This is a genomic window from Amaricoccus tamworthensis, assembly GCF_049800875.1.
GTDB lineage: Bacteria > Pseudomonadota > Alphaproteobacteria > Rhodobacterales > Rhodobacteraceae > Amaricoccus > Amaricoccus tamworthensis.
In genome coordinates, this window is record NZ_JBNAFV010000012.1 from 93,277 (window position 1) to 118,013 (window position 24,737).

Below are 24,737 nucleotides of genomic sequence, written 5' to 3' on the forward strand. Positions count from 1 at the left end.
ACGGTCCGGCGCAGGCACGGCGGGGCTCTGCCCCTGGATTCCGTGCCGGATCGAAGCATTGACTGAATACAACCATAGATAATTGAGGAAACATAGATTCGACGCTATTGAATAACACAACGTTATAAACGGTGACGAAAACGCAATGGCTGAACTTCAACGGTTTGGAGCTTATTCTGGCTTCCGAGGTTATGCATCCTCGACATTCAAGAGGTTTTCAAGAGACAAAAAAGTTGATGTCATGGTGAATTGGTTTCATCACCATTTCGAAGACCCAGCCAATCGGGTTTCGTACAACACTGCAGAGGGCGGATACCTTTGGGTTGGCGGCCTTGGTCCGTTCGAAGCAAATGACGAAATTCAAAACGAGTTTAGCGACGTAGCCGACTTTGATTTGATGCAGGAAGCAGTCGAAGAAATTGAGGCAGATGGCACAATTGAATGGGCCTCAATAAATTACGGTGGACAAGATGATGAGGAACTGCACTTCCTAGAGGAACACGACGCGACTGCAGGAACCTCGCCGACTTTTTTCAGTAGCGCTTTCAGTGATGCATTTTCGAAATCGCCACCCGCAAGGGAAGCCGCTCAACGGGAAATGCTAAAACAACTCGACCGACTTGAGGAAATCATCACTCCGCTTTCCGAGCACTTTGGAAAAATTGGCCACAACGGTCCTCCTGGCCCGATCGAGGATCCCACTTTACCAGAACCACAACCAGATCTGACTACAGCGCCCCTAACTTCGATAGATCTGAACGTACTCAAACAAGCGATTGACGATACTCGCAGGCAAGCGGAACTTGACAAGCCCGATGTGGCAGTTGTCGAAAAGAGCCAAGGAATACTGTCGAGAGCAGGAAATTACATTGCCAGATACTGCGACCTCGCAATGCAAGAAAGTGCAAAAGAATTTGGCAAGTGGGGCGCAAGAGGCGCGGCCGCATTGCTTGTTAGCAATGTGGCAGGGCTATCGTGGGCTCAAGTTGGAGAAGCATTATCGGCCGCGGCTAAATCGATTTTGGATTGGGTTCAAGTCTTGCCGCCACCGTGACAAACGGGTCAGTTCGGGCCAAGCTCATTCAACTTATGAGATCTCCTAAGGACACCGGTCGCATAAATGAAACCAAGGATACCCAAAGGCAGCCAGTCTACCTAATCAGATATAAGGATTAAGCATTACCGTAGCCACCAGCGACCAAACCACCAGCAATTTCGGCCATTTTCGGCAAAACCCCGTGCAATCTGTGCCATTTGACTCACAATCTGTGCCAAATCCCTGCACATCTGTGCCACTTCGGGACCAAACCGTGCCACTTTCCGACCGGATTCAGGCCACGTTGGACTGCTCTTCTTCCCGTTCCGCGGCCTGGCGGGCCCACATCCGGGCGTAGCGGCCACCGAGGTCCAGAAGCTCCTCGTGGGTGCCCTGCTCGGTCACAACCCCTTTTTCCAAAACGATAATCCGGTCCGAGTCCACGACCGTGGAGAGCCGGTGCGCAATGGTAATCACACTGCGCCCCTCCCCCATGGCCTTCAGACTGTCCTGAATTTCCTTCTCCGTCTCCGTATCCAAAGCCGAAGTCGCCTCATCCAAAAGCAGGATCGGCGGATCCTTCAAAAGCGTCCTCGCAATGCCCACACGCTGCTTTTCGCCGCCGGAAAGTTTGAGGCCACGCTCGCCCACGACAGTGTCGTAGCCTTCCGGTAAGGCACTGATAAAGCTATGGATTTGCGCGGCCCGCGCTGCGGCCTCGACCTCCTCGCGGCTGGCTTCAGGGCGGCCATAGGCGATGTTGTAGTAGATCGTGTCGTTGAAAAGAACCGTGTCCTGCGGCACCATTCCGATCTGCGACCGCAGCGAATACTGCGTCACGTCCCGCAAATCCTGCCCATCAATCCGGATCGCCCCGTCCGTCACATCATAGAACCGGAACAAAAGCCGCCCAATCGTCGATTTCCCCGACCCCGACGGCCCCACAACCGCGACGGTTTCACCCGGTTCGACCGTCAGACTAAGGCCGTGGAGGATGCCGCGTTCAGTGTCGTAATGGAACGAAACATCGTCAAACTCCAGCCGTCCGCCACTGACCTCGAGCGACTTCGCATCAGATTTGTCCGTGATTTCAGCCGGTTGCTCGAGAAGTCCAAACATCTCGCCCATATCGACCAGGGCCTGGCGGATCTCGCGGTAAACCGTGCCGAGGAAGTTCAGCGGCATGGTGATCTGGATCATGTAGGCGTTCACCATCACAAAATCCCCAACCGTCAGGGTCCCGGACGTCACACCCATCGCCGCCATGACCATCACCAGCACGAGGCCCGTCGTAATGATCAGCGACTGACCAAAATTGAGCCAGGCCAGCGAAATCCCCGTCCGTACGGCGGCGGATTCATAGCCGTCCATCGAGGCGTCATAGCGCTCCGCCTCGCGGTGTTCCGCATTGAAATACTTGACAGTTTCGAAGTTCAGCAGGCTGTCGATGGCCTTTTGGTTCGCGTCATTGTCACGGTCGTTCATCTCCTTGCGAATTTTAACGCGCCATTCGGTCACGGCGAATGTGAACCAGACATAAAGCCCGATCGTGACCACCACGACGGCGAGATACCGCACGTCAAAAGCGGCGAAGAAGATAATGCCGACAAAGCCAAGCTGTATGATCAGTGGGATGATGGAGAACAGGAGGAAACGGAGCAGAAAATCAACGCCCTTGACCCCGCGCTCAATGATCCGGCTGAGGCCACCCGTCTTGCGGGTGATGTGATATCTCAGGCTAAGCGCATGAATATGCTGAAAAGTTTCCAGTGCCAGCCGGCGAAGCGCCCTCTGACCCACACGGGTAAACACGCCATCGCGCATCTGCGCGAAGCCCACACCCGCAAGCCTGGTCAGCCCATAAAACAGCGTGAGCGCCACCGGCCCCGCGATCAGAAGATAGGCCGCCTGATCCGCGCCATCCTCCGGCGCAAGCCCGTCCACTGCCGCCTTAAAAAAGAACGGCGAGACAACGGTGGCAACATTCGCGAGCACCAGCATGACCATCGCGATCACAACCCGGCGGCGAAATCCCGGATTGTTCTCGGGCCACAGATACGGCAGAACGCGGCGAATAATTTTCCACCCGCTGTCCCTTGGCGGGTAAGCCTTTTCGGCTGAATTTGATGACATGTGATTATTGGGCCTCTTCCAGACCCGGAATAGCTAAAACCTGACCAGGAAAAATCAAGTCGGGATCCCGGATCAGATCGCTGTTGGCGGTAAATATCTGGGTATACAGCACGCCCGAGCCGTAATGAATGCGGGCCAGCGTCCAGAGATTGCCGCCTGGCTGCACCGTGACCGAGACCGGCGCACCGCCGGTTCCCACAAGCCCGGAAGACCCGCCGGGGCCGACCGCGACCTCCGGAAACTCCCGTTTGAACGGAGTCTCGATGCGGCTGATAACGCTGCCGTTTTCGTCGAGCTGGTCGACGCGGAGCACGTAGAGCCCTTCCTCCACGTCCGACAGTATCATCACCCAGCGGCCATCGTCGCCCACGCGGCCCTCGCCGGCCAGCGTGGCGTCCACATAGACCCTCAGGGGCGATCCCGCGAGGCCAAGGCCCGCGAGGGTGACCTCTCCGGTTTCGGAATAGGAGATGCTGGAGAGCTTGACCTGCGCCTGTGAGACGTTTTCCAGCGGCTCATTGGTAACGACCTCCACGTCGCCGTCCCGGATAATCGCGGTGGCGGCGATTTCTCCGCCGGCGTCAGAGGCGGTGTCTTCTGTTGGAGACAGCTCTTCCGGATCCACCGCGGCGACGGCCACATCTTCCGATCCCTCGGGCAGAAGCACGACCACGTCGTCGGAGACGGATGCGGAGCCGTCCGGCGTGACTGCGTTTAGCGTCAGCGCCCGGGGCGCGGTGGAGGGGCCGGCCTCGAATACGGCGACGAAATTGCCTGCGCCGTCGGCCTCGACCTCGGCCAGAGCGTTGGTTCCGTCCACAATAGTGACCATGGCGTTGGGAGCGGCGGTTCCCGCAACAACAGCCGAACCTGTTGGATCCACGCGCACAACATCAAAGCCGGGAGCGGGGGCGGAGGCTGGCTCATCTGCGACAGTTTCCCCGTCCGGCCCTGAGGTGATCTCATCCTGTGGTTCGTCAGCCTCACCGGAATCCGTAACGGTGCTTGCAGCCTCTTCGGCCGTTGCAGGCTCGTCCAGCGGTTCCAGGGTCGCAACCTGACCGGACGCCTCCTCCTCCGGTGCGGGTTCCGCCACCGGCCCGGACGGAACGTCCGCAGCGGTTTCTTCGGCGAGTTCTACGGGTTCCGCAGTCTCATCCGCCCCAAGGGTAGCGACCGCCGTGGTTTCGCCGGTTCCGTCGATCCGGTTGAGGAATAACAGAATGGCAACGACCACCACACAAAAGATGGCGGCGAGTGTTCCGCGTCCCGCTCCGATCCGGGGGTGTTCACCCATCCGCTCTTCCCTTTTCCGTGCTCCGGTGCCAATACCGGCCAGGAAGCCTGACCGATCCAGGCGATCGCCGTCATAAATCTGTTGCACTGCAAACTACTGCGAAGCAAGGAAACTGTCCATGCACCCCCAAACCATCCGGTCCGTCTGTGTCTTCTGTGGTTCCCGCCAGGGCAACAATCCCGCCCATCAGCAGGCGGCGACCGATCTCGGTCAGGCGCTCGCCGGAGCCGATCTGCGGCTCGTCTATGGCGCGGGTGATGTGGGGCTGATGGGGGCCGTGGCGCGGTCGGCACAGGAACATGGCGGCACAACTTTTGGCGTGATCCCTGTACATCTTCTGGACCGGGAGGTGGGCAAACGGGATCTGTCAACTTTCGTGGTCACGGAGAACATGCACGAGCGCAAGAAGGTCATGTTCATGAACGCCGATGCGATTGTCACGCTGCCAGGTGGTCCAGGATCGCTGGACGAGCTGTTCGAGGTTCTGACCTGGCGACAGCTCGGCCTGCACGAGAAGCCGGTGTATCTCCTGAACGTGGACGGCTACTGGGACCCGCTGGTGGCGCTGATCGACCATGTCATCGGTGAGGGGTTTGCCGGGGAAAGCTTCCGCGATTTCCTGACCGTGGTGGATAACGTCCCGGCGCTCATGGCCGACCTTGAAGCGAAGGGCGCGGCCACCGGAGCCTGACCGGAGACCCGGTTCAGGCGGGGCGGGATTGCCTGCGGAAACTTTCGACCGAATAGATAATGAGGCCTGACCAGATCAGGCAGAAGGCCAGCGTGTGCCACGGCGTCCACGGCTCGCCAAAGACGAGGATGGCGACGAGCGCCTGCATGGTCGGGTTGAGGTACTGCACAAGGCCCAGGGTCGCGAAGCTGATCCGCTGGGCCGCGTTGGACATCAGAACCAGTGGCAGGGCGGTCATGGGACCGGAGCTGATGAGCAGAAGCGTGGTGGCAAGGTCCCGGCCAAACCAGGCGCCGGGCTCGGGCCCCTCCGCCAAGGAGAGGTGGAAATGCACCGCCATGAGCCAAAGCAGCGACGGCAGGAGAAGGAACAGCGCCTCGATGAACACGCCCGGGATCGGCCGCGTTGTCACGCGCTTTTTGACGAGGCCGTAGCAGGTGAACGAGGTGGCAAGGACCAGGGAGATCACTGGCAGTCCGCCGAGGCCCGGGATCATGACGAGCACGGCCAGAACGGCGAGCAGGACCGCGAGCATCTGCCAGCGGGAGAAGCGCTCGCCGAAGACGACGTAGCCCATCGCCACCGTCATCAGGGGGAAAATGTAGTAGCCGAAACTCGCCTCGAGCGCGCGTCCGACATGCACCGCATAGACGAAGCCGAACCAGTTGACCGCAATCAGCAGCGAACTGAGCAGCAGGAGGCCAACCCGGTTGTTGCGGCCAAATGCGGCGCGGACCTCGGCCATGCGGCCCTGGAGCACGATGATCAGTCCGAAGAACACGACGCTCCACAGGATGCGGTGACAGAGCACCTCCAGCGGCGGCACGTGGGAGAGGAACTTGTAAAACCAGCCGTTCAGGCCCCAGAGAGTCGCGGCCGCGGCCATGGTCAGCACGCCCTGGGTTTCGCTACGCATCTGGGGTAATCCGGTTCTGAAATGGGGAGTGGTGGAAAGTAAAAGCCCGCCGGTTATACCGACGGGCTCCCGGTTCAAATACTGGCTGGGATTAGAGGCGGGACGCCACGTTTTCCCAGTTGACCAGCTTGTCGAGGAAGTTGCTCAGGTAAGCCGGACGCTTGTTACGGAAGTCGATGTAGTAGGAATGCTCCCAAACGTCGCAGCCGAGCAGTGCCTTCTGGCCAAAGCAGAGCGGGTTCACGCCGTTTTCGGTCTTGGTCACTTTCAGGCTGCCATCGGTTTCGGCAACGAGCCAGCACCAGCCGGAGCCGAACTGGCCGGCACCTGCGGCGGCGAAGTCGGATTTGAACTGGTCAACGGAGCCGAAGCATTCCTTGATACGGGCTTCCAGCTCGGAGGGCATGTCGTTGCCGCCCGGTCCCATCATTTCCCAGAACTGCATATGGTTCCAGTGCTGGGAGGCGTTGTTGAAAATTCCGTTCTGTGCGACGGCATCGGAAGCGTAGGTGCCCGTGATGATTTCCTCAAGATCACGGCCTTCCCACTCGGTACCGGCAATCAGCTTGTTTCCGTTGTCGACATAGGCCTTGTGGTGAATGTCGTGGTGATACTCCAGCGTTTCCCGGGACATGCCAAGATCCGCAAGCGCATCATGGGAATAGGGAAGATCGGGAAGTTCGAAAGCCATGTGGTACTCCTCGCTGTTATCTGTGTCGGTTTGGTTCCGCTCCCGCTCTTATAGCCACTATGACGGCCGGCGAAAGGGGAACATTTGACGCGTGTCAAACTCCGTACATCGGCCCAACGTGTAAAGCGGAGACAGGTTCCGAAGACGCTTCAGACCGGCATGAGGGCAACGGCAACGCGGCGTCCCTCGGAGAGCAGAATGTTGTAGGTCCGGCAGGCGGAGGGCGTGTTCATGACCTCCACGCCCACGTCCAGCGCCTCCAGCGCCGCCCGGTTTTTCAGGAACTCCGGCTCCGGTTCGACCATGTCGGGCCCGAGCCCAACGAGCAGGACGTCCAGCTCGGCCGCGCGGTCTATCAGCGGGGTCAAATCCGGCAGGCCGGTCCAGGCGACGGCGCCCTCGGGGAACACGGCGACCGGCCCCATATGGACCGCGCCGCCGATACGGAAGCCGCCGGGCGCATAGCCGTCCACGGGGACGCGGTCGTTGAACTTGATCTCGGTGGTCTGCATGGGGTTCGTGCCTTCCCTTGACGGTTCAGTCGAACAGCGGGAGCCCCGTCACGGCGGCCGCCGCTATGACCAGATAGGAAACGGAGCGATATACCTTTTCGCGGGCCGGATCAAATATGGCCTGCCCAATCATCCCGCCGAGGCCATAGGGAATGACCAGGAGGAGACCGATGAGGACCGGCATCCATTCCATCAGGCCGCTTATCCCGAGAACGACGAAAAACATGACGTCGAAGAACACCAGATACATCAGGATGTTCGCCCGGATCGCCGCGGGATTCGCCTGGCCGCTGAGATAGAACAGGATGACCGGCGGTCCCGGCAGGCCGGCCGCACCGCCAAGCAGGCCGGAGGCCCCGCCCAGAAACGCCTTACCGGTTTTGCTGAGGCTGCCGCGGTGGCGCCAGCCCGAAATCAGGATCAGCAGCAGGACAATAGAGAGCACGCAGACGCCCCAGCGGAACACCACCGGATCGGCGCGCGTCAGCAGCGTGAGACCGATAATCAGGCCCACAACGGCACCAAGCAGAAGCCGCGCTACCTCCCTCGCCTGACCGTCGCGCAGGGCACGGGGCATGAGGGGCAGAGGGCCGAAGATGTCGAATACCATCAGGCTTACAACCACATGGACCGGGGACAGAACGGTCGAGGCCAGGGGAACGTAAACCAGCGCGGTCCCGAAACCTGTGAAGCCACGGACGAGCCCCGCGACAACGACGGCTGCGATCAGAACGGGGAGGCCGTCAAAAGATACGGCCTCCACGAGCCTGGACATCAGGCGTCGATATTGGCGAACTGGTTCCCGGCACCGGCGCTCGGCTTGGACCAGTCACGCTTGACGCCAAGGCGCAGCAGGATGGTCGACGCGATCCAGATCGAGGAATAGGTACCCACAACCACGCCCCAGATCATCGCGAAGGTAAATCCGCGGATCACCTCGCCACCGAGGAAATAGAGCGCCAGCAACGCGATCAGCGTCGTGCCGGAGGTCATGACCGTCCGGGCCAGCGTCTCGTTGATGGAGAGGTTGAGAACGTCCTGAAGATCCTTCGTCTTGTACTTGCGCAGGTTCTCACGCACGCGGTCGAAGACGATCACGGTGTCGTTGAGCGAATAGCCCACGATGGTCAGGATGGCCGCGATGATCGAAAGGTTGAACTCGATCTGAAGCAGGCTGAATATTCCGATGGTGAGCGCCACGTCATGGACCAGAGCCGCCACCGCGGCGACCGAAAACTGCCACTCGAACCGAAGCCAGATGTAGAACAGGATGGCGGCAATGGCGGAGACGACCGCCAGAATGCCCGCGGTGACCAGTTCGCCGGACACTTTCGCGCCCACATTGTCGATCTGAAGGTAGGAAATTCCCGGGAAGGCGGCGTTCAGGGTCTCCTGAACCTGCGTCACCAAAGCCTTCTGCGCATCGGGATCCTCGTCGGTGATACCGATACGCATCAGAACCGCGTGGCGTTCCCGGCCCGCCGGATCGGAAACGCGCGTCACCGCGACCTCTCCGATGTCGAGTTCGGTCAGAACGTCGCGGAAATCACCTACGGGTTGCTCTTCCGGCGTTTCTGCCATGATGAGCGTACCACCGCGGAAGTCGATGCCGAAATTCAGCCCGACAATGGCGAACAGAACCAGCGAGGCGACCACCGCAATCATGGAGAAGAGCAGCGGAATCCGGTCCATCCGGAAGAAGTTCATTCTGGTCGTTTCAGGAACGAGTCTCAGTCTCATGGTGCGAACCCTTTCCTAAACCGAAATCGTCTTGGGCCTGCGCCACTCATACCACGTCACGATCATCATGCGGGTGACGTAGAGCGCGGTGAAGACGGAGGTGACAATACCGAGCCCAAGCGTCACCGAGAAGCCGCGCACCGGGCCGGAACCGATGACGAACAGGATCACGGCGGCGATCAGGGTGGTAACGTTGGCGTCGAGAATGGCCGAGAAGGCTTTCTCGTACCCCAGTTCAATTGCGCGCGCGGGACCGCGGGAGCCTTTAAGCTCTTCCCGGATACGCTCAAAGATCAGCACGTTGGCGTCCACCGCCATACCGATGGTCAGAACCAGCCCGGCGATGCCAGGAAGGGTCAGCGTCGCACCGATGGACGTAAGCAGCGCGAAAATCAGCGCAATGTTCAGAAGCAGCGCGATGTCGGCAATGATGCCGAACAGGCCATAAGCCAGCGCCATGAACACCAGAACGGCTCCCATCGCCACGAGAGCGGCAATTTTTCCGGCGTCAATGGAGTCCTGGCCCAGTTCCGGCCCAATCGTCCGCTGTTCCAGTACGTCGATCTCGGCCGGAAGGGCACCGGCGCGCAGCAGGATCGAAAGCCGCGAGGCCTCCTCCGGTGTGAAGTTGCCGGTGATGATGCCGGAGCCGCCGGGGATGTGGCTTTGGATGACAGGGGCGGAGATCACTTCGCCGTCGAGGACAATCGCGAAGGGCGACCCGATGTTTTCCGCCGTGTAGGCACCGAAGGCAGCACCACCGGCCGCATTAAAGCGGAAGCTGACGGAAGGCAGGCCGTTCTGGTCAAAGGACGGCTGACTGTCGACCAACTGCTCGCCGGTCACGACGGAGCGTTTTTCGAGGATGTACCAGGTGTCCGGCTCATCCATTGACGGATAAACCAGTTCATCGAGGCCAGGCCGGGTGTTGCCGTCGGAGGTGCGGTTGACGACAGGGTGGAACGACAGCTTGGCGGTCTGACCGATCACGGCCAGAAGTTCCTCGGCCGAGCCGATGCCGGGCACCTGGACCAGGATGCGGTCGCTGCCCTGCCGCTGAATGGTGGGCTCGCGGGTGCCCGTCTCATCCACGCGGCGGCGAATGATTTCAAGGCTCTGGAGCATCGTGCGCTCGTCAATCGCACTGCGTTCCGCGTCGGACAGCGCCACCACAAGCTCATCGCCATCCGCCGACACGGTGAAGTCACGTGAGGTGGCTCCTGTCAGGGAAATGACGGGCTGTGAAATTTCATGGGCGGCTTCAAGGGCCGCGTTCATCGCATCGGGATTGCCGATGCGGATGCGCATAACGTCAGGTGGGCTGTCGAGCCGTCTGACGGAGCCAACCGTGTCGCGCTCCTCGCGCAACCGGTCGCGAAGTTCCGGCCAGAGGGATTCCATACGCTCGGCATAAACATCCGAGGTCCGCACCTCCACCAGCACATGCGCCCCGCCGCGCAGGTCGAGGCCAAGATTGACCAGACCGGAGGGCAGGAAGGACGGCCAAAGACCGATATCCTCCTCAACCCCGGCGGTGGTTTCGCCCCCCTGCTCAACGACGAGAAGCGCATCGTTGTGACGCTCGACATTTCCGTAGAACAGATTGGGGAAGGCTACGGTCAAACCTGCCAGACAGACAATCGTGACGAGCAGTTTTTTCCAAAGCGGAAAGTTCAGCATGGAGTATCCCATCCATGACGCATGGCCTGCACGTGGCAGGCCTGGTCGATTCAGGTATTCGCGGGTTCGGTTTTGGAAACGACCTGCGCAATCGTGGAACGGACGATGCGGACGCGCACGTCCTTGGCGATCTCGACCTCGATCTCGCTGCCATCGGTCACCTTGGTCACCTTGCCGAGCAGACCGCCCGAAGTTACGACCTGATCGCCGCGGCGCAGGGCCTCAACCATTGCGCGGTGTTCCTTCACCTTTTTCTGCTGCGGCCGGATCATGAGGAAATACATGATCACGAAAATCAGGATGATCGGTACGAACTGCAGAATCCCCGCCGCACCGCCTCCGGCGGCCTGGGCGTAGGCAGGTGTTACAAACATGAGCGCTGTCCTTCCAGAAGACCATGGGCATGGACGCCCATTCCGTTTTTAACCATTTGGACGGCCAGAGGCCGCCACAAAACCGCGCGGACACTAACGCCCGGCCGGTCCAATGGCAAGGCAACAACGCCCAGGGTTTCGGGGCTGTGATCCCCGGCCCGCCTGGGCGTTTGGAAGGGCTTATCCCTCGGCCCGGATGAAGGTGCCGTTCTGCAGCTCGCGCATGGCTTGGCGCAGTTCATCGCGGGTGTTCATGACGATGGGTCCGTGCCAGGCGACCGGCTCCTTCAGGGGGCGGCCGGAGACGAGCAGGAACCGCACGCCCTCGGGTCCGGCCTGAACCGTGACCTCGTCACCGGTGTCGAAGCGCACAAGCGTACGGTTGCCCGACTGGTCACGGATGTTCAGCTCATTGCCCTGGAACTCCTTCTCCACCCGCACACCCACGGGGTTCGAGGCATCACGGAAGGAGCCGGATCCGGCGAAAACATATGCAAAAGCAGAGGCATATGTGTCCACCGGCAGGGTCTTGCGGACATTGGGCGGAATGCTGACGTCGAGATACATGGGCTCGGCCGCGATGCCATCGACGGGACCTTTCTGACCCCAGAAGGACCCCACGACCACGCGAACGCTGGTGCCGTCATCGTCGGTTACCACCGGGATGTCGCTGCCCTGGATGTCCTGATAGCGCGGAGCGGTCATTTTCAGGGACGATGGCAGGTTGGCCCAAAGCTGGAAGCCGTGCATTTTGCCGGACGCGTTTCCGCGCGGCATTTCCTGGTGCATGATGCCCGAACCGGCGGTCATCCACTGAACCGAGCCCGCCCCCAGAAGCCCACGGTTGCCGAGGCTGTCGGAGTGTTCGACCTCGCCGTCCAACACATATGTGATCGTCTCGATTCCGCGGTGCGGATGCCAGGGGAACCCGGCCTCGTATTTGGACGGATCGTCATTGCGGAAGTCATCGAGCAGCAGAAAGGGATCGCTTTCCGACGGCTCGTTGAAGCCAAATGCCCGATGGAGGTGTACGCCGGCACCTTCAAGTGTGGGCTGGGCCATTGTTTCGGATTTTACGGCTCTGAACGACATGATCGGTCTCCTTTCAACCAGAACATGCCGGAGATAAATGCCGGGACACCGCGCATAAAGCCGGCGTTTCGCATCAAACTGTTTCCCGAACGCCGCAAAATCAGCGGCTTTTCCGTTTCGTCAGGGGAAACGGAGGAGCGACGACGGTTGCGCCGCTCCCAAGTTATTACGGTTTAGCCAACCGCGAGGCTGAGACCGAGAGCGGCGGTCAGAACGCCGAGGCCACGCACGGCTTTGACACCGGTTGCGCCGAACCGGCGGCTGAAACGCTCCGCACCGAGGCCAAGCGCGATACCGGCTACGTGGAGAAGTGCGGTGGCCACGACAAAACCAAATCCGAATTTGAGCGCTGTTGCCTGACCGAGCTCACCGCCATGAGCCGCGCCGTGGAAGAGGGCGAAGAAGCCGACCAGAGCGGCACAAATGCGCACATCCGGGCGGAAGGCGGCTGCGACGGCGAGGCCAAGAACCACGGTGGAGGCCAGAATCATTGGCTCGATCACCGGCAGGGACACGCCCGCCAGAGAAAGCCCGAAGCCCGCAAACATCGCTCCGACGAAGGCCAGAGGCACCATCCACAGGGCACGACCGCCGATCAGGCTGGCCCAGAGACCGACCGCAACCATCGCCAGGATGTGGTCAAGGCCGGTCAGCGGATGGGTGAAACCCGACGCGACGGAGCCGTATTCGCCTGGCGGAAGGTGGGCAAACGCCGGTCCAGCGGTGAGGGCAAGCACGAGGGCCGGGAAAAGTTTTTTCATGTAATGGTTCCTTCCTGGTCAACCTGACGCCCCGGATCGGGTCGCGCCGTTGCCGCAACATCCTTCAGCGGCGGGGAATCGGCAACCCGATTCAGCCGTGAAACTGTCAGGAAGCGACGACCAGCACAAAAAACAGTCAGTTTTTCCGCAGCCATACCGAATTCCCGCAAGCCTGCAAGCCCCGGCAATGGCAAGCCCCCGCGCGGAAGCCTTCGGCGCCAATGGCGGGCATTCGCCGTGAAAACCGGCAAAATGATTTGTTAACCGAGACCTGAATAAGGTCTTTCGGCGTTGGGTGAGGCGGCCAGGCCGACACCTGACGGATTGTCGGAACGTCAGAAGAGATCTGAACATGTCGAACAAAGCACTCTCCGTGGACCAGTCCCTCCAGCGCGCAAAATCACTTGCGAAGAAAGGGGAATACCTCGCTGCGGAGGAGCTTTATCGCGGGGTTCTTGTCCGGTTTCCCAACAACAAGCGCGCGAAGTCGGGGCTGAAATCCCTGATGGCGCCCAAAGCGGATTTTTCCGGCAAAAACGTCACGCCCGCCAACAACCCGAAAAAGAGCCTGGCGCAGGGACTGCTCAACCGGGGCAACTCGCTGATACGGACCAAGGAGTATGAGCAGGCTAAGAAATGCCTTCGCGAGGCCACCGAGGCCGACCCGGATTGCGCCCCCGCGTTTAACTCGCTCGCTTCCGTCTGCGTTGTGCTCAGGGAATTCGAGGACGCGCTGGCGGCGTCGCAGCGCGCACTGGAACTGGAGCCGGAGAACTACCGGTGCCACGTCAATATTGGCAACGCGCTGAACGAGCTGAAACGCCGTGAGGAAGCGCTTCTGTCCTATCACGAGGCGATCAAACACGAGCCTTACAACGCGCAGCTTTACATCAATATCGGCAACATCCTGATGGGTCTTGGCCGCCGCGAAGAGGCAATTGCCAGCTTCAACATCGCCAAGAAGATCGAACCGGGCCTCGCCAGGGCCTACGCGAATCTCGGGAATGCTTACCGCAACCTGAATATGGCAAAAGAGGCCGAGGCCGAGTACCGCGAGGCGCTCAGGCTCGATCCGCTTGATTCCCTGTCCTACAACGGTCTGGCATCGACCCTGCACTCCCAGGGCAGGTCAAAGGAAGCGCAGGAGTGCTACGAACGGGGCATCGAACGCGCGCCGGATTCAGCGCAGATCATGTATAACCTCGCCAATATCCGCAAATTTGAGGTCGATGATCCGCTGATTGGCCGCATGCTGCGCAAACTGGCCGATCCGAAGAATTCACTGCGCGAACGCAGCTTCCTGAACTTTGCTTTGGGCAAAGCCTTTGAAGCCATTGGCGACCATGATCTTGCGTTCAAACACATCCACGAAGGCAACCATGAGCGGCTCGAATTTTCGGGCTATAAACTGGAAGCGGATCTGAAGATCATCGACAAGATCACCGAACGTTTTGAAAAATCGGATTTCCCGAATATCGCAAACACCGAGCCCGAGGGCGGTTCGGGCCAGCGGTCGATTTTCATTGTGGGCATGCCCCGCTCCGGCACGACCCTGAGCGAACAGATCATTTCCAGCCATTCCACCGTGTTCGGCGCGGGGGAGCTGGAATTCATGGCCAACGCGCTGAAACCGCGACTTTATCAGATCCTGAGTTCGAAGGACCAGGATGAGCTGGCCCAGCTCATGCGCGAAGTGCGTGACGAGTATCAGGGCGGCATCAGCCGTCTGTCGGATGGCGAGCCGGTCGTGACCGACAAAATGCCGCTGAACTTCCGATTTACCGGGTTCGTGCTCTCGTCGCTGCCAGGGGCCAGGGTGGTCAACCTGCAGCGTGATCCGGTCGCGACCTGCTGGTCGGTGTTCAAGCATAACTTTGCCAATGATGGCAACAACTACGGCTGTGATCTTGAGGACGTGGCCACGTTTTACAAGCGTTATGTCGAGATGATGAAGTTCTGGCATGAGAAGTTCCCCGGCCAGGTCTACGACCTGAACTATCAGGCGCTCACCGAGAACCAGGAGGAGGAGAGCCGCAAGCTTCTCGAATTTTGCGGGCTTGAGTGGGAAGACCAGGTTCTGAACTTCCAGGACAACAAACGTGCGGTTCAGACCGCCAGCCTAGCGCAGGTGCGTAAGAAAATGTACACCGGCAGTTCCGAGGCCTGGCGGAAGTATGAGACGCACCTGGCACCGCTTATCGAGGCTCTCGGCGTTTGATAGTGTGCCTCCCGCGCGACGCGGGAGGCGACGTTGGGCGGCTCAGCCCTCAACACACCAGCGCATGATCGCCTTCTGGGCATGAAGACGGTTTTCGGCCTCGTCAAAAATCACGGATTGCGGGCCATCCATCACCTCATCCGTGACCTCCTCGCCTCGATGAGCGGGAAGACAGTGCATGAAGAGCGTGTCCGGTTTGGCCTGGGCCATCAGGGCGGCGTTGACCTGGTAAGGTTGCAGCAGGGCATGCCGTTTCTCACGGGCTTCCGCCGCATCGTGCATCGACATCCAAGTATCGGTGACGACCAGATCCGCGCCGGCCACGGCCTGGGCCGCGTCGCGCTCAATACGGACGTTGCGGCCCTTTGAGCGGGCGAACTCTACAGCTGCAGGGTCCGGGTCCATGACCTCGGGACCACCGAACGTAAGATCGAACCCGAGCTGGCCGGCGGCATGCAGGAACGAGGCACACATGTTGTTGCCGTCCCCGAGCCAGGCGACCGTTTTACCGGCGATTGGTCCGCGATGTTCCTCAAAGGTCATCACATCAGCCATGATCTGGCAGGGATGGCTTGCGTCGGTCAGACCGTTGATCACAGGAACGGTGGCGTATTCAGCCATTTCCAGCAGCGTGGCATCCTCGAAGGTCCGGATCATGATCATGTCGACAAAGCGGGACAGAACCCGGGCGGTGTCGGCGACGGATTCGCTCTTGCCGAGATGCATTTCCGAGCCTGAGAGGACGACTGTTTCACCGCCCATTTGGCGCACGCCGAGATCGAAGCTTACACGGGTTCGCGTGGACGGTTTTTCGAACACCAGAGCAACGACGCGGTCCGTGAGCGGAGCGTCGGCGTCGCAGGCGCCCTTCCCCTGCCCGGCCCGCGCCGTTTTGGTTTCGACGGCCTGGTTCAGAATGGCCCGCAGATCGTCCGCGGGCACTTTGTGAAGGTCAAGGAAATGTCTCATGCGGCAGTCTCCACCGCGGTTGCGGCTTTATCCAGACGTGTCAGGGCCTCATCGACCTCATCGGCCGTGATGTTGAGCGGGGGCAGGATACGCATGACGTTTTCTCCCGCCGGAACGGTCAGCACATGCTCGCCATAGCCCGCGTTGACGACGTCCATATTCGGCGCACGGCAAACAACGCCAATCATGAGGCCCTCACCACGGACGCTTTCGAACACGTCAGGGTGGGAGGCCACAAGCGCCTCAAGCCCCTGACGGAAACGTCCGGCGGTGCGCGAAACCTCAGCGAGAAATTCGGGGTTTGACACGGTGTCGATCACGGCGGAGCCCACGGCACAGGCCATCGGGTTTCCGCCATAGGTCGAGCCGTGCGTACCGGCGGTCATGCCACGGGCGGCATCCTCGGTCGCGAGGCACGCGCCCAGCGGGAAGCCACCGCCGATGCCCTTTGCCACGGTCATGATATCGGGCGTTACGCCGGACCATTCATGGGCAAAGAGCTTCCCGGTACGGGCCACGCCGGTCTGGATCTCGTCCATGATCAGCAGAATGCCATGGCGGTCGCAGAGTTCCCGCAGGTCGCGCAGGAAACCCTCGGGGGCCGAGCGGATGCCGCCTTCACCCTGTATGGGCTCGACAATCACACCGGCGGTTTCGGGGCCGACCACCGCCTCTACACTCGCGATGTCGCCAAACGAGGCCTGATCGAAACCCGGCAGCATCGGTCCGAACCCTTTGGTCAGCTTCTCGGTGCCGACTGCGGAGATTGCCGCGATGGTCCGGCCGTGGAAGGAGCCGTCAAAGGTGATCAGCCGGTGGCGTTCGGGCGTGTCGGAGCCGGCGAAATAAATGCGGGCCATCTTGATGGCGCATTCCATCGCCTCGGTGCCGGAATTGCCGAAGAAAACGGTGTCGGCAAAAGTCAGGTCTACCAGTTTTTGCGCAAGTTCCTCCTGCTTCGGGACGCGATAAAGGTTGGATGTGTGCCACAGACGTCGGGCCTGTTCCTCAACAACCTTCACGAGGGCGGGATGCGCATGACCCAGGGCGTTGACGGCAATGCCGGCGCCGAGGTCGAGATAGCGCTCCCCGCTTTCTTCAGTGAGCCAGGAACCCTGTCCCTCAACGAAGGACAGTGGAGCCCGGGCATAGGCTGGAAGAACGGGCGAAATCACTTTTTCATCTCCTTTTGCCGCCAAAAATGAAACACCCCACCGGCGGCGGCTCTGGTGGGGCGGTTAACTTTATTGGATCAACGCGTCACGCGAGTCAATTCTTGGGTCGGGCATAATGCGCAGCGGCGGCCAGTATCGGGCTTTGTCTGGCTGTCCCGGGTGCGGATTGGCGTCCAGGTTCAGAAAAACCGCTGGGAAGCTGACCACTGCCCGAAGGGAAAACGGGACAGTTGAGGCGTTTGGGAAACAGTTTTGGGGCCTGATTTGGCTGGAATATACCTCAAATCACGCAAAATCGGGGGATGTGCTTGTATCCGGGCGGTGGAAGCTTAAAATAGAGGGCAATTGACCAGGCCCAGATCCGGCCGGTCGCAATCCCTGATCAGCCCAATTCCATGGAGCGGCAATAGATGTCCTGGACCGATGAACGCGTTGAAACGCTAAAAAACATGTGGGCGGAAGGCAAGAGTGCAAGTCAGATCGCCAAGGAACTTGGCGGCGTCACCCGCAATGCCGTTATTGGCAAGGTACATCGACTGGGTCTTTCCAACCGCAATGCCGCCCCGGCGGCGGAGCCTGCGGCGGAAACGGCCGCTCCGGCAGCCAAGCCCGCAGCAGCCGCGCCCAAACCTGCGCCCGAGCGCAAGGAACCGCCCGTAGCGGAGAAAGCCGCGAAGCCCGCACCGGCACCCGAGCCACCGCGCCCGCAGGCTGCCGCCCCCCAGGCCGCTCCGATCCCGCGCCCGCGTCCCGTTCCCGGACAGCCCCTGCCCCCGCAGCCATCCGGCGCGGAGATGAGCGAGGAAATGATTGCCAACCTCGCAGAGGTGGCAAAGAAATCGCGCAAGCTGACTCTGATGCAGCTCACCGAGCGTACCTGCAAATGGCCTGTTGGAGACCCTGCGACCGAGGATTTCTGGTTCTGCGGCCTGCCGACAACACCGGGCAAACCCTATTGCGAAACCCATGTGGGTGTCGCGTTCCAGCCGATGTCGGCCCGGCGCGACCGGCGCAGCAATGGCGGCGGTGGCGGCAGCCGCTGAGGCTCCGGACACTCCCCGTCCTCAACCTCTGGTTAACCACGCGGCGATTCCGGCGACCGTCGGGAACGCCGCATTAATCATGGCGTGACATGGTCCTCCCTTCCTGGGGAGGATACTATGGCATTTTCACGATACGCAGTGCGGGAGGCTGGAACAGGTACCGGCGACCTGCATCTTTCCGAACTGATTGGCGCCCTGAGCCATGCGCTCGACATGACCGAGGGCCAACCGGAAGGGCACAGTGTGCGGTCCTGCTGGATTGGGATGAAGGTCGGCGAGGCGCTGGGATTTGACCGGGCCAAACTCGCGGATCTGTATTACACGCTTCTGCTCAAGGATCTTGGATGCAGCAGCAACGCAGCCCGGATCTGTGCGCTGTATCTGACCGACGACATTTCGTTTAAACGCAATCACAAGACCATCTCGACCGGTACCAATGCGGTATTGCGGTTTGTGTTCAGCCAGACCGGGGTTGGTCATGGGTTGAGTGAGCGATTCCGGACGCTGTTGCACGTGGTTTCAAACGGTCATGACATCAAGCGGGAACTTTTTGAGGCCCGCTGCCACCGGGGGGCTGACATTGCCGCCCGGATGCGTTTTTCCCAGGCCGTTCAGGACGGGATACGCAACCTTGATGAACACTGGGACGGCTGGGGCAGTCCGCGTCAGCTTCAGGGCGATGAGATCCCTGAGATCGCCAAAATCGCCCTTCTGTCACAGGTGGCGGATGTGTTTTCGTTTGGACAAGGTAGTAGGGAGAACGCAATCAGCGAGGTACGATCCCGTTCCGATACCTGGTTTTCGCCCGCTATCGTTGATGCCTTTTTAGAGGCGCAGGAGCGGCCTGGATTTTGGGCCTCCCTCAAGGACCCGGACCTTGATGAACGGGTCCAGGGACTGGATCCAATGCAGGACAGTTGCGTGGTGGATGAGGACTGGCTTGACGATATTGCGGCCGCATTCGCGGATGTAGTCGATGCCAAAAGCCCGTTTACCGCGGATCACTCCAAGCGGGTTGCGCTCTATGCGGACATGATTGCGGAGGAGATGGGGCTTTCGCAGGAGCATCGCCGCTGGCTTGGACGGGCCGCGCTGCTCCACGACATTGGAAAGCTATCCGTCAGCAATCGAATTCTGGACAAACCAGGCAAGCTCGACAGTGGCGAGTGGGATGCCGTGAAGAAGCACTCGTTCCATTCCCAGCGCATTCTGGAGCGGATCAGCGTATTCCGCGACATCGCCCCAATTGCCGGGGCACATCACGAACGGCTGGACGGCGCCGGGTATCCTTATGGCCTGCGGGGCGATGAGATCTGTCTTGAGACGCGCATTCTGACCGTAGCCGATGTTTTCGACGCGCTGTCAGCCGACCGGCCCTATCGGACGGCGATGCCGATGGCCCAGGTGTTGGGCATTCTGGAGAAGGATATTGGCACGGCCTTCGACGGCGACTGCGTCAATGCCATGCGCGCGGCGCTTGGCCGCATGCCGGAATACTGGCAGGCGGCCTGAGCGCGGTCAGTTGCCGCGATAGGTCTCGTCGAGAGAGTAACCCGATGAGCGAACGGTGCGGATTGGATCGCGGTCGCCGCGGCGGTTCAGGGCTTTGCGCAGGCGGCCGACATGGACATCGACGGTGCGGATTTCCACGTAGACATCCTGGCCCCAGACCCGGTCGAGAAGCTGTTCCCGGGAAAACACCCGGCCGGGGCGCTGCATCAGCACATCCAGCAGACGGAATTCGGTCGGCCCGAGCTGCACCTCGCGTTTGCCGCGATGGACACGGCACTGCTGCCGGTCAAGCACGATGTCGGCGAATGTGGCCACATCGCCCGCGAGGGCCGGAGACGTGCGGCGAAGCACCGCCCGCATGCGGGCCACGAGTTCGGTCATGGAAAACGGCTTGGTGACATAGTCATCCGCGCCAACGTCGAGGCCGCGGACGCGGTCCTCCTCCTCACCACGCGCGGTGATCATGATGACGGGAATAGCCCGGGTATCCTGACCCTTCCGCAGACGCCGACAGAGTTCCACACCGGAAATGTTCGGCAGCATCCAGTCCATGAGGACGAGGTCGGGTTTTTCCTCCTCAACAGCGAGCATGACCTCGTCGCCGTCGGCCGAAACCGAAACGGAAAACCCCTCCTTACCGAGGTTGTAGGCGAGCAGCTGACTGATCGCCTCCTCGTCCTCAACTACCAGAACCTTGGCGCACATCCGGTGTTATCTCCTGAAAAATTCAGCTTTCCGCAAAAATGACACCGGTGGGATCACCTTTGGGGCGATCTTCCAGCGTCTCTCCCTTAACAATGTAGTAGACCAGCTCGGCGATCTGGGTTGTGTGGTCGCCGATCCGTTCAAGGTTTTTCGTGATGAACATCAACTGGGCGCCAACGCCAATCAGACGGCTGTCCTCGACCATGTAGGTCGTGACCTCACGGAAGATCGCATTGTACATCTCGTCGATCTCGTAGTCCTGGTTCCAGACCTCGAGCGCCAGATCAACGTCGCGCGACGCGTGGGCGTTCAGCGCCTTCGAAAGCTGGTTCATGGTCTCACGGCCCATGCGCGTGATCGAACTCGTCAGTTGTACGGGACGTGCGGAGGACAGGGGAATGGCGCGTTTGGCGATGTTTTTGGACAGGTCACCAATACGTTCAAGCGTGGAGGAGATCTTCATGGCCGCAATCAGAACCCGCAGGTCGTTTGCAACCGGCTGGCGGAGTGCAATGGTTTTTACAACCGACTCCTCCAGGTCCATTTCCATATCGTCGAGATCCTTGTCCCGCGCGATGACCTCGCGGGCCAGGTCCGCGTCACGGTTGCGAACGGAATCCAGCGATTTGGCAAACAGTTCCTCAGCCAATCCGCCCATTTCAGAAATTCTGGCCTGAACCTGTACCAGGTCCTCGTCAAATGAGGCAACGATGTGTGCCATTTATACCCATCCCAATTTTTTCAGGGGCCCCGACCGCCGGTTGCCCACCCCTGCGGCGGAAACAACCTTCGGCCGCGGTTCCCGTCAGATATATCCGCAGAAACAACTATATTAACAGAAAGACACACATATTTCGTTTTTGTTACAGTTAGGTGACACCAAAAGTCACTGAATTCACTGTATAAATCCGGAAGCGCCGAAAAGCGGCCTCTCAGGCAGCCGATTCCTTTCGGTTGGCAAGCGGAAGCCAGACGGTAAACCGGCTGCCCCTGCCTTCCTCGGATGCGATTTCAAGCCGTCCGCCATGCCTGGTCAGAATGTGCTTAACAATGGCCAGTCCGAGCCCCGTGCCACCACGGTTTCGGCTCTGGTTGACGTTGACCCGATAGAACCTCTCGGTCAGTCGCGGAATTTTGTCGCGGGGGATGCCCGGTCCGGAATCCGCTACCGTGATGCCGATCTTACCGCCACTGGCGCCCATGGCTGAGGAAACCTTTACCTGGGACGCCTCGCCGCCGTATTTGAGGGCGTTGTCGAGCAGGTTTGTAAAAACCTGCGAAAGCTGATCGCGGTCGCCCATGACCTCAATCCCCATCAATGGATCGAGATCGACCTCGATCTTCGCACCATCCTGCTCCGCGAGGGGCAGCATGGCGGACGCGCAATCGGACATGATCGAGATCGGGTCGAGCGCCTCTCTCGGCTTGACGTGCTGGTTCATCTCGATGCGTCCGAGCGACATCAGATCGTCCACAAGCCGCTGCATCCGCTCGGCCTGACGCGCCATGATGGCCAGAAAGCGTTCCTGTGCCTCGGGATCGTCACGGGCGTGGTTTTGCAGGGTCTCAATGTAGCCGATGATGGACGCGAGGGGCGTGCGCAGTTCGTGGCTTGCATTGGCGATGAAATCCGAACGCTGCCGTTCGGTCCGCTCAACGAGTGTGTAGTCCTCAAGCTGGATGACGGCCTGGGTCCCGAAGTCGCTTTCCTCGTCGGGGTCCGTACGGTTAATATTTGCCAGGAACAGCTTGCCAGTGGAATCGAAAGTGGTGAACCGCGTGGACCGGGCCACGCCGTCCTTCAGCGTCTCGGTAACGGCCGCGACGAAAGCCGGAGCGCGGATGACATTGGCGAAATGGTTGGCGTTTTTGAGTTGCGGAAACTCATGACCGGCGGCGGCATTGTAGTAGGTGACACGACCTTTTTCCGATACAGCCATCACCGGGCCAGGGATGTTTTCGATCAGGGTGCGGGCAAATCCGGGCGCGAAATAGGTACCGGTGGTTTCGGGTTCGACGGAGTCGCCTTCGGACTCATCCTCCCCGGAGTTGCCTTCGACATTCTCTTCCGCGCCGGATTCATCGGGAAACATCCGGTCTGCGAACGTCCAGGCACCCGCGGCGATCAGGAGCGCGGCAACGAAAATGAGAGGGGGTGCAACCTCCAGGGTAGCTACGGCCGCGAGTACTGACGCTGCGATAAGGCTCAGTACGATGTATAACCACTTGTCCATTGAGCCTCTAAACCACTCGTCCCGCGCCGGTTTCCGGCCGGTCTAACAGACACATATGGGCGGGAGAAGAAGTATTGTTTTAATTTTTATGTCATATATCTATACCGCAGCTTAACACCCGTGGACTGCCAGAATGATCCGTTACTCACTCCGCTGTGCTGACGACCACCAGTTCGAATCCTGGTTTGGTTCGAGTGCCGATTTCGACCGTCTGAAAGCCGCAGGCATGGTTTCCTGCGCCGTATGCGGTGGAACGGATGTTGAAAAAGAACTTATGGCTCCGCAGGTTAAGACGAAAAAATCCGGTGAGGGCGCGGCTGCTGAAACACCAAGCCTGTCGGAACCCGCCTCCCCGGCTCAGCAGGCGCTGAGGGAACTGCGCAAGAAAATTGAATCAGTATCCGACAATGTCGGGAAGGAATTCGCGGCGGAAGCCCGGCGCATCCATAACGGCGAGGCACCGGCCCGATCAATCATTGGTGAGGCCAAGCCTTCCGAGGCCAAAGCCCTCGTCGATGACGGCATTCCAGTCGCGCCAATTCCCTGGTACCGCTCCAAAGCAAACTGACCCCGCGCCGTGCTGGATCTGGTCCACCCGGCCAGCCACCGGCCCTCGACAAACGGGACTGGCCATACCCTTGGATGGCTTGTGTGCGCCATGTCTTGCGGCAGGCACCGTTGCTCTATAAGAGGGGCGCGGTTTCTTATGAGGGCTTTAGTCCATGCCCAGGCTGGTGATGAAATTCGGCGGCACTTCCGTCGCCGATCTTGAGCGTATCGAAAATGCGGCCCGACGGGTCAAAGCGGAGGTCGAGCGTGGCTACGATGTGGCCGTAATCGTGTCCGCCATGTCAGGAAAGACCAACGAACTCGTTGGCTGGGTGCGCGAAACCTCAATGCTTTATGACGCCCGTGAGTATGACGCCGTGGTCTCCTCCGGTGAAAATGTCACGGCGGGCCTGATGGCGCTGACTTTGCAGAACATGGGCGTTCCCGCGCGAAGCTGGCAGGGGTGGCAGGTGCCGCTGCGCACGAATTCCACCCATGGTGCCGCGCGGATCGAATCCATCGAGACCAGCAACCTGATCCAGAAATTCGGTGAGGGCCTTCACGCGGTGATCGCAGGCTTCCAGGGCATCAGCCCCGAGGGCCGCATCACGACGCTCGGCCGGGGCGGATCGGACACCAGCGCGGTGGCGTTTGCAGCCGCGTTGGAAGCGGAACGCTGCGATATTTATACGGATGTGGACGGGGTTTATACCACTGACCCCCGTATCACCAAGAAAGCCAGAAAACTGCACCGGATCTCCTATGAGGAGATGCTTGAGCTTGCCAGTCTGGGCGCGAAAGTGCTCCAGACCCGCAGCGTGGAACTTGCCATGCGCAACAAGGTGCGCCTGCAGGTCCGGTCCAGTTTCGAGGACAGCGAAGGCACACTTGTCTGTGACGAGGAGGAAATTGTGGAACGCAGGGTAGTCAGCGGCATCGCCCATTCGCGGGACGAGGCAAAAGTCACCGTGGTCAGCGTGGCTGACCGGCCCGGCATTGCCGCGGCAATTTTTGGCCCCCTCGCCGAGGCCGGGGTCAATGTGGATATGATCGTTCAGAACACCGGCGCGGATAACCGCACCGACATGACGTTTTCCTGCCCCACGGAAGAGATCCCCCGCGCGAAGGCGGCACTGGAGGAAATCAAATCCTCGGGCGACGTGAATTACCGTGACATTGTAATCGACGAAGACGTGGCCAAGGTGTCCATCGTCGGTGTTGGCATGCGCAGTCAGGCCGGTGTTGCCCACCGCATGTTCGAGGCGCTGGCAAAGGATGGAGTCAATATCAAGGTCATCACGACATCGGAAATCAAGGTATCGGTCCTGATTGACCGTAAATATCTGGAACTGGCGGTTCAGGCACTGCATGATGCCTTTGAACTGGACAGGGTCAGCTAGGATCCGTCC

The 24,737-nt window shown here is 60.1% G+C and carries 24 protein-coding genes; 7 read left to right on the forward strand and 17 right to left on the reverse strand.

What is annotated here, in order from left to right:
- Positions 1–145 precede the first annotated feature (145 nt).
- The gene (locus ACP15P_RS16725; protein ID WP_424929598.1) at positions 146–1,054 is read left to right on the forward strand and encodes a hypothetical protein; all 909 of its coding nucleotides are present in this window, start codon (positions 146–148) and stop codon (positions 1,052–1,054) included.
- Positions 1,055–1,330: 276 nt separating this feature from the next.
- Here the strand turns inward: ACP15P_RS16725 and ACP15P_RS16730 are convergent, their stop codons facing one another.
- A complete protein-coding gene (locus ACP15P_RS16730; protein ID WP_424929599.1) occupies positions 1,331–3,169 on the reverse strand; it encodes an ABCB family ABC transporter ATP-binding protein/permease in 1,839 nt (612 codons plus the stop codon).
- A 4-nt stretch (positions 3,170–3,173) separates the two neighbouring features.
- Positions 3,174–4,466 (reverse strand): LysM peptidoglycan-binding domain-containing protein, encoded by a 1,293-nt coding sequence (locus tag ACP15P_RS16735; RefSeq protein WP_424929600.1) that lies wholly within the window; start codon positions 4,464–4,466, stop codon positions 3,174–3,176.
- A gap of 118 nt (positions 4,467–4,584) precedes the next feature.
- On the opposite strand from ACP15P_RS16735, the gene ACP15P_RS16740 reads away from it, so the two are divergent.
- Positions 4,585–5,157 (forward strand): LOG family protein, encoded by a 573-nt coding sequence (locus ACP15P_RS16740; protein WP_424929601.1) that lies wholly within the window; start codon positions 4,585–4,587, stop codon positions 5,155–5,157.
- Positions 5,158–5,170: 13 nt separating this feature from the next.
- Here ACP15P_RS16740 and rarD read toward each other — a convergent pair whose 3' ends face one another.
- The 10 genes from rarD to ACP15P_RS16790 all read right to left on the reverse strand — a co-directional run bounded on the left by rarD (position 5,171) and on the right by ACP15P_RS16790 (position 13,078).
- Positions 5,171–6,073, reverse strand: coding sequence for an EamA family transporter RarD (gene rarD, locus ACP15P_RS16745; protein WP_424929602.1), 903 nt, complete (start codon positions 6,071–6,073; stop codon positions 5,171–5,173).
- Between the two features lie 91 nt (positions 6,074–6,164).
- Positions 6,165–6,764 (reverse strand): superoxide dismutase, encoded by a 600-nt coding sequence (locus ACP15P_RS16750; protein ID WP_424929603.1) that lies wholly within the window; start codon positions 6,762–6,764, stop codon positions 6,165–6,167.
- A 149-nt stretch (positions 6,765–6,913) separates the two neighbouring features.
- Positions 6,914–7,276, reverse strand: coding sequence for an Mth938-like domain-containing protein (locus ACP15P_RS16755; protein ID WP_424929604.1), 363 nt, complete (start codon positions 7,274–7,276; stop codon positions 6,914–6,916).
- Positions 7,277–7,301: 25 nt separating this feature from the next.
- A complete protein-coding gene (locus ACP15P_RS16760) occupies positions 7,302–8,051 on the reverse strand; it encodes a sulfite exporter TauE/SafE family protein (RefSeq protein ID WP_424929605.1) in 750 nt (249 codons plus the stop codon).
- Complete coding sequence (gene secF / locus ACP15P_RS16765) at positions 8,051–9,016, reverse strand: protein translocase subunit SecF (protein ID WP_424929606.1); 966 nt, start codon at positions 9,014–9,016, stop codon at positions 8,051–8,053. The genes ACP15P_RS16760 and secF overlap by 1 nt, the downstream gene beginning before the upstream one ends.
- Positions 9,017–9,031: 15 nt before the next feature.
- A complete protein-coding gene (secD, locus tag ACP15P_RS16770; RefSeq protein WP_424929607.1) occupies positions 9,032–10,696 on the reverse strand; it encodes a protein translocase subunit SecD in 1,665 nt (554 codons plus the stop codon).
- A gap of 50 nt (positions 10,697–10,746) precedes the next feature.
- A complete protein-coding gene (gene yajC / locus ACP15P_RS16775) occupies positions 10,747–11,070 on the reverse strand; it encodes a preprotein translocase subunit YajC (protein ID WP_424929608.1) in 324 nt (107 codons plus the stop codon).
- 180 nt (positions 11,071–11,250) lie between these two features.
- Positions 11,251–12,162, reverse strand: coding sequence for a pirin family protein (locus tag ACP15P_RS16780; RefSeq protein WP_424929609.1), 912 nt, complete (start codon positions 12,160–12,162; stop codon positions 11,251–11,253).
- Between the two features lie 173 nt (positions 12,163–12,335).
- Positions 12,336–12,923, reverse strand: coding sequence for a HupE/UreJ family protein (locus tag ACP15P_RS16785; protein WP_424929610.1), 588 nt, complete (start codon positions 12,921–12,923; stop codon positions 12,336–12,338).
- On the reverse strand, positions 12,920–13,078 hold the full coding sequence (locus tag ACP15P_RS16790) for a hypothetical protein (RefSeq protein ID WP_424929611.1): 159 nt from the start codon (positions 13,076–13,078) through the stop codon (positions 12,920–12,922). Before ACP15P_RS16790 ends, ACP15P_RS16785 begins: the two co-directional genes overlap by 4 nt.
- A 197-nt stretch (positions 13,079–13,275) precedes the next feature.
- Between ACP15P_RS16790 and ACP15P_RS16795 the strand changes: the two genes are divergently transcribed.
- Complete coding sequence (locus ACP15P_RS16795) at positions 13,276–15,141, forward strand: tetratricopeptide repeat-containing sulfotransferase family protein (protein WP_424929612.1); 1,866 nt, start codon at positions 13,276–13,278, stop codon at positions 15,139–15,141.
- A gap of 42 nt (positions 15,142–15,183) precedes the next feature.
- Here the strand turns inward: ACP15P_RS16795 and argF are convergent, their stop codons facing one another.
- Both argF and ACP15P_RS16805 read right to left on the reverse strand, forming a co-directional pair.
- A complete protein-coding gene (gene argF / locus ACP15P_RS16800; protein ID WP_424929613.1) occupies positions 15,184–16,110 on the reverse strand; it encodes an ornithine carbamoyltransferase in 927 nt (308 codons plus the stop codon).
- The gene (locus ACP15P_RS16805; RefSeq protein ID WP_424929614.1) at positions 16,107–17,285 is read right to left on the reverse strand and encodes an aspartate aminotransferase family protein; all 1,179 of its coding nucleotides are present in this window, start codon (positions 17,283–17,285) and stop codon (positions 16,107–16,109) included. Before ACP15P_RS16805 ends, argF begins: the two co-directional genes overlap by 4 nt.
- A gap of 410 nt (positions 17,286–17,695) precedes the next feature.
- On the opposite strand from ACP15P_RS16805, the gene ACP15P_RS16810 reads away from it, so the two are divergent.
- On the forward strand, positions 17,696–18,328 hold the full coding sequence (locus ACP15P_RS16810; protein ID WP_424929615.1) for a GcrA family cell cycle regulator: 633 nt from the start codon (positions 17,696–17,698) through the stop codon (positions 18,326–18,328).
- Between the two features lie 117 nt (positions 18,329–18,445).
- Positions 18,446–19,840 carry an HD-GYP domain-containing protein gene (locus tag ACP15P_RS16815; protein ID WP_424929616.1) on the forward strand — a complete coding sequence of 465 codons (1,395 nt, stop codon included), beginning with the start codon at positions 18,446–18,448 and terminating at the stop codon, positions 19,838–19,840.
- Between the two features lie 6 nt (positions 19,841–19,846).
- On the opposite strand, the gene phoB is transcribed toward ACP15P_RS16815, so the two are convergent.
- The 3 genes from phoB to ACP15P_RS16830 all read right to left on the reverse strand — a co-directional run bounded on the left by phoB (position 19,847) and on the right by ACP15P_RS16830 (position 22,779).
- Positions 19,847–20,545 (reverse strand): phosphate regulon transcriptional regulator PhoB, encoded by a 699-nt coding sequence (phoB, locus tag ACP15P_RS16820; RefSeq protein WP_424929617.1) that lies wholly within the window; start codon positions 20,543–20,545, stop codon positions 19,847–19,849.
- A gap of 22 nt (positions 20,546–20,567) precedes the next feature.
- Positions 20,568–21,266: a phosphate signaling complex protein PhoU gene (gene phoU, locus ACP15P_RS16825; protein WP_424929618.1), complete on the reverse strand. Its 699-nt coding sequence runs from the start codon at positions 21,264–21,266 to the stop codon at positions 20,568–20,570.
- 211 nt (positions 21,267–21,477) lie between these two features.
- Positions 21,478–22,779, reverse strand: a complete 1,302-nt coding sequence (locus tag ACP15P_RS16830; RefSeq protein WP_424929619.1) for a sensor histidine kinase — start codon at positions 22,777–22,779, stop codon at positions 21,478–21,480.
- A gap of 133 nt (positions 22,780–22,912) precedes the next feature.
- Between ACP15P_RS16830 and ACP15P_RS16835 the strand changes: the two genes are divergently transcribed.
- Together ACP15P_RS16835 and ACP15P_RS16840 are read left to right on the forward strand one after the other, a co-directional pair.
- Positions 22,913–23,347, forward strand: a complete 435-nt coding sequence (locus ACP15P_RS16835) for a DUF1178 family protein (protein WP_424929620.1) — start codon at positions 22,913–22,915, stop codon at positions 23,345–23,347.
- A gap of 154 nt (positions 23,348–23,501) precedes the next feature.
- Complete coding sequence (locus ACP15P_RS16840; protein ID WP_424929621.1) at positions 23,502–24,728, forward strand: aspartate kinase; 1,227 nt, start codon at positions 23,502–23,504, stop codon at positions 24,726–24,728.
- The last annotated feature ends 9 nt before the right edge of the window (positions 24,729–24,737 follow it).

Excerpts from the sequence above, each read along its gene's own strand:
- phoB (WP_424929617.1), bottom strand. The coding sequence starts at position 20,545 with ATGTGCGCCAAGGTTCTGGTAGTTGAGGACGAGGAGGCGATCAGTCAG.
- ACP15P_RS16735 (WP_424929600.1), bottom strand. The coding sequence starts at position 4,466 with ATGGGTGAACACCCCCGGATCGGAGCGGGACGCGGAACACTCGCCGCC.
- argF (WP_424929613.1), bottom strand. The coding sequence starts at position 16,110 with ATGAGACATTTCCTTGACCTTCACAAAGTGCCCGCGGACGATCTGCGG.
- ACP15P_RS16830 (WP_424929619.1), bottom strand. The coding sequence starts at position 22,779 with ATGGACAAGTGGTTATACATCGTACTGAGCCTTATCGCAGCGTCAGTA.
- secD (WP_424929607.1), bottom strand. The coding sequence starts at position 10,696 with ATGCTGAACTTTCCGCTTTGGAAAAAACTGCTCGTCACGATTGTCTGT.
- ACP15P_RS16835 (WP_424929620.1), top strand. The coding sequence starts at position 22,913 with ATGATCCGTTACTCACTCCGCTGTGCTGACGACCACCAGTTCGAATCC.
- ACP15P_RS16840 (WP_424929621.1), top strand. The coding sequence starts at position 23,502 with ATGCCCAGGCTGGTGATGAAATTCGGCGGCACTTCCGTCGCCGATCTT.
- ACP15P_RS16750 (WP_424929603.1), bottom strand. The coding sequence starts at position 6,764 with ATGGCTTTCGAACTTCCCGATCTTCCCTATTCCCATGATGCGCTTGCG.
- phoU (WP_424929618.1), bottom strand. The coding sequence starts at position 21,266 with ATGGCACACATCGTTGCCTCATTTGACGAGGACCTGGTACAGGTTCAG.
- ACP15P_RS16785 (WP_424929610.1), bottom strand. The coding sequence starts at position 12,923 with ATGAAAAAACTTTTCCCGGCCCTCGTGCTTGCCCTCACCGCTGGACCG.
- ACP15P_RS16790 (WP_424929611.1), bottom strand. The coding sequence starts at position 13,078 with ATGGCTGCGGAAAAACTGACTGTTTTTTGTGCTGGTCGTCGCTTCCTG.
- ACP15P_RS16815 (WP_424929616.1), top strand. The coding sequence starts at position 18,446 with ATGGCATTTTCACGATACGCAGTGCGGGAGGCTGGAACAGGTACCGGC.
- ACP15P_RS16725 (WP_424929598.1), top strand. The coding sequence starts at position 146 with ATGGCTGAACTTCAACGGTTTGGAGCTTATTCTGGCTTCCGAGGTTAT.
- ACP15P_RS16780 (WP_424929609.1), bottom strand. The coding sequence starts at position 12,162 with ATGTCGTTCAGAGCCGTAAAATCCGAAACAATGGCCCAGCCCACACTT.
- ACP15P_RS16810 (WP_424929615.1), top strand. The coding sequence starts at position 17,696 with ATGTCCTGGACCGATGAACGCGTTGAAACGCTAAAAAACATGTGGGCG.
- secF (WP_424929606.1), bottom strand. The coding sequence starts at position 9,016 with ATGAGACTGAGACTCGTTCCTGAAACGACCAGAATGAACTTCTTCCGG.
- ACP15P_RS16760 (WP_424929605.1), bottom strand. The coding sequence starts at position 8,051 with ATGTCCAGGCTCGTGGAGGCCGTATCTTTTGACGGCCTCCCCGTTCTG.
- rarD (WP_424929602.1), bottom strand. The coding sequence starts at position 6,073 with ATGCGTAGCGAAACCCAGGGCGTGCTGACCATGGCCGCGGCCGCGACT.
- ACP15P_RS16730 (WP_424929599.1), bottom strand. The coding sequence starts at position 3,169 with ATGTCATCAAATTCAGCCGAAAAGGCTTACCCGCCAAGGGACAGCGGG.
- yajC (WP_424929608.1), bottom strand. The coding sequence starts at position 11,070 with ATGTTTGTAACACCTGCCTACGCCCAGGCCGCCGGAGGCGGTGCGGCG.
- ACP15P_RS16755 (WP_424929604.1), bottom strand. The coding sequence starts at position 7,276 with ATGCAGACCACCGAGATCAAGTTCAACGACCGCGTCCCCGTGGACGGC.
- ACP15P_RS16795 (WP_424929612.1), top strand. The coding sequence starts at position 13,276 with ATGTCGAACAAAGCACTCTCCGTGGACCAGTCCCTCCAGCGCGCAAAA.
- ACP15P_RS16740 (WP_424929601.1), top strand. The coding sequence starts at position 4,585 with ATGCACCCCCAAACCATCCGGTCCGTCTGTGTCTTCTGTGGTTCCCGC.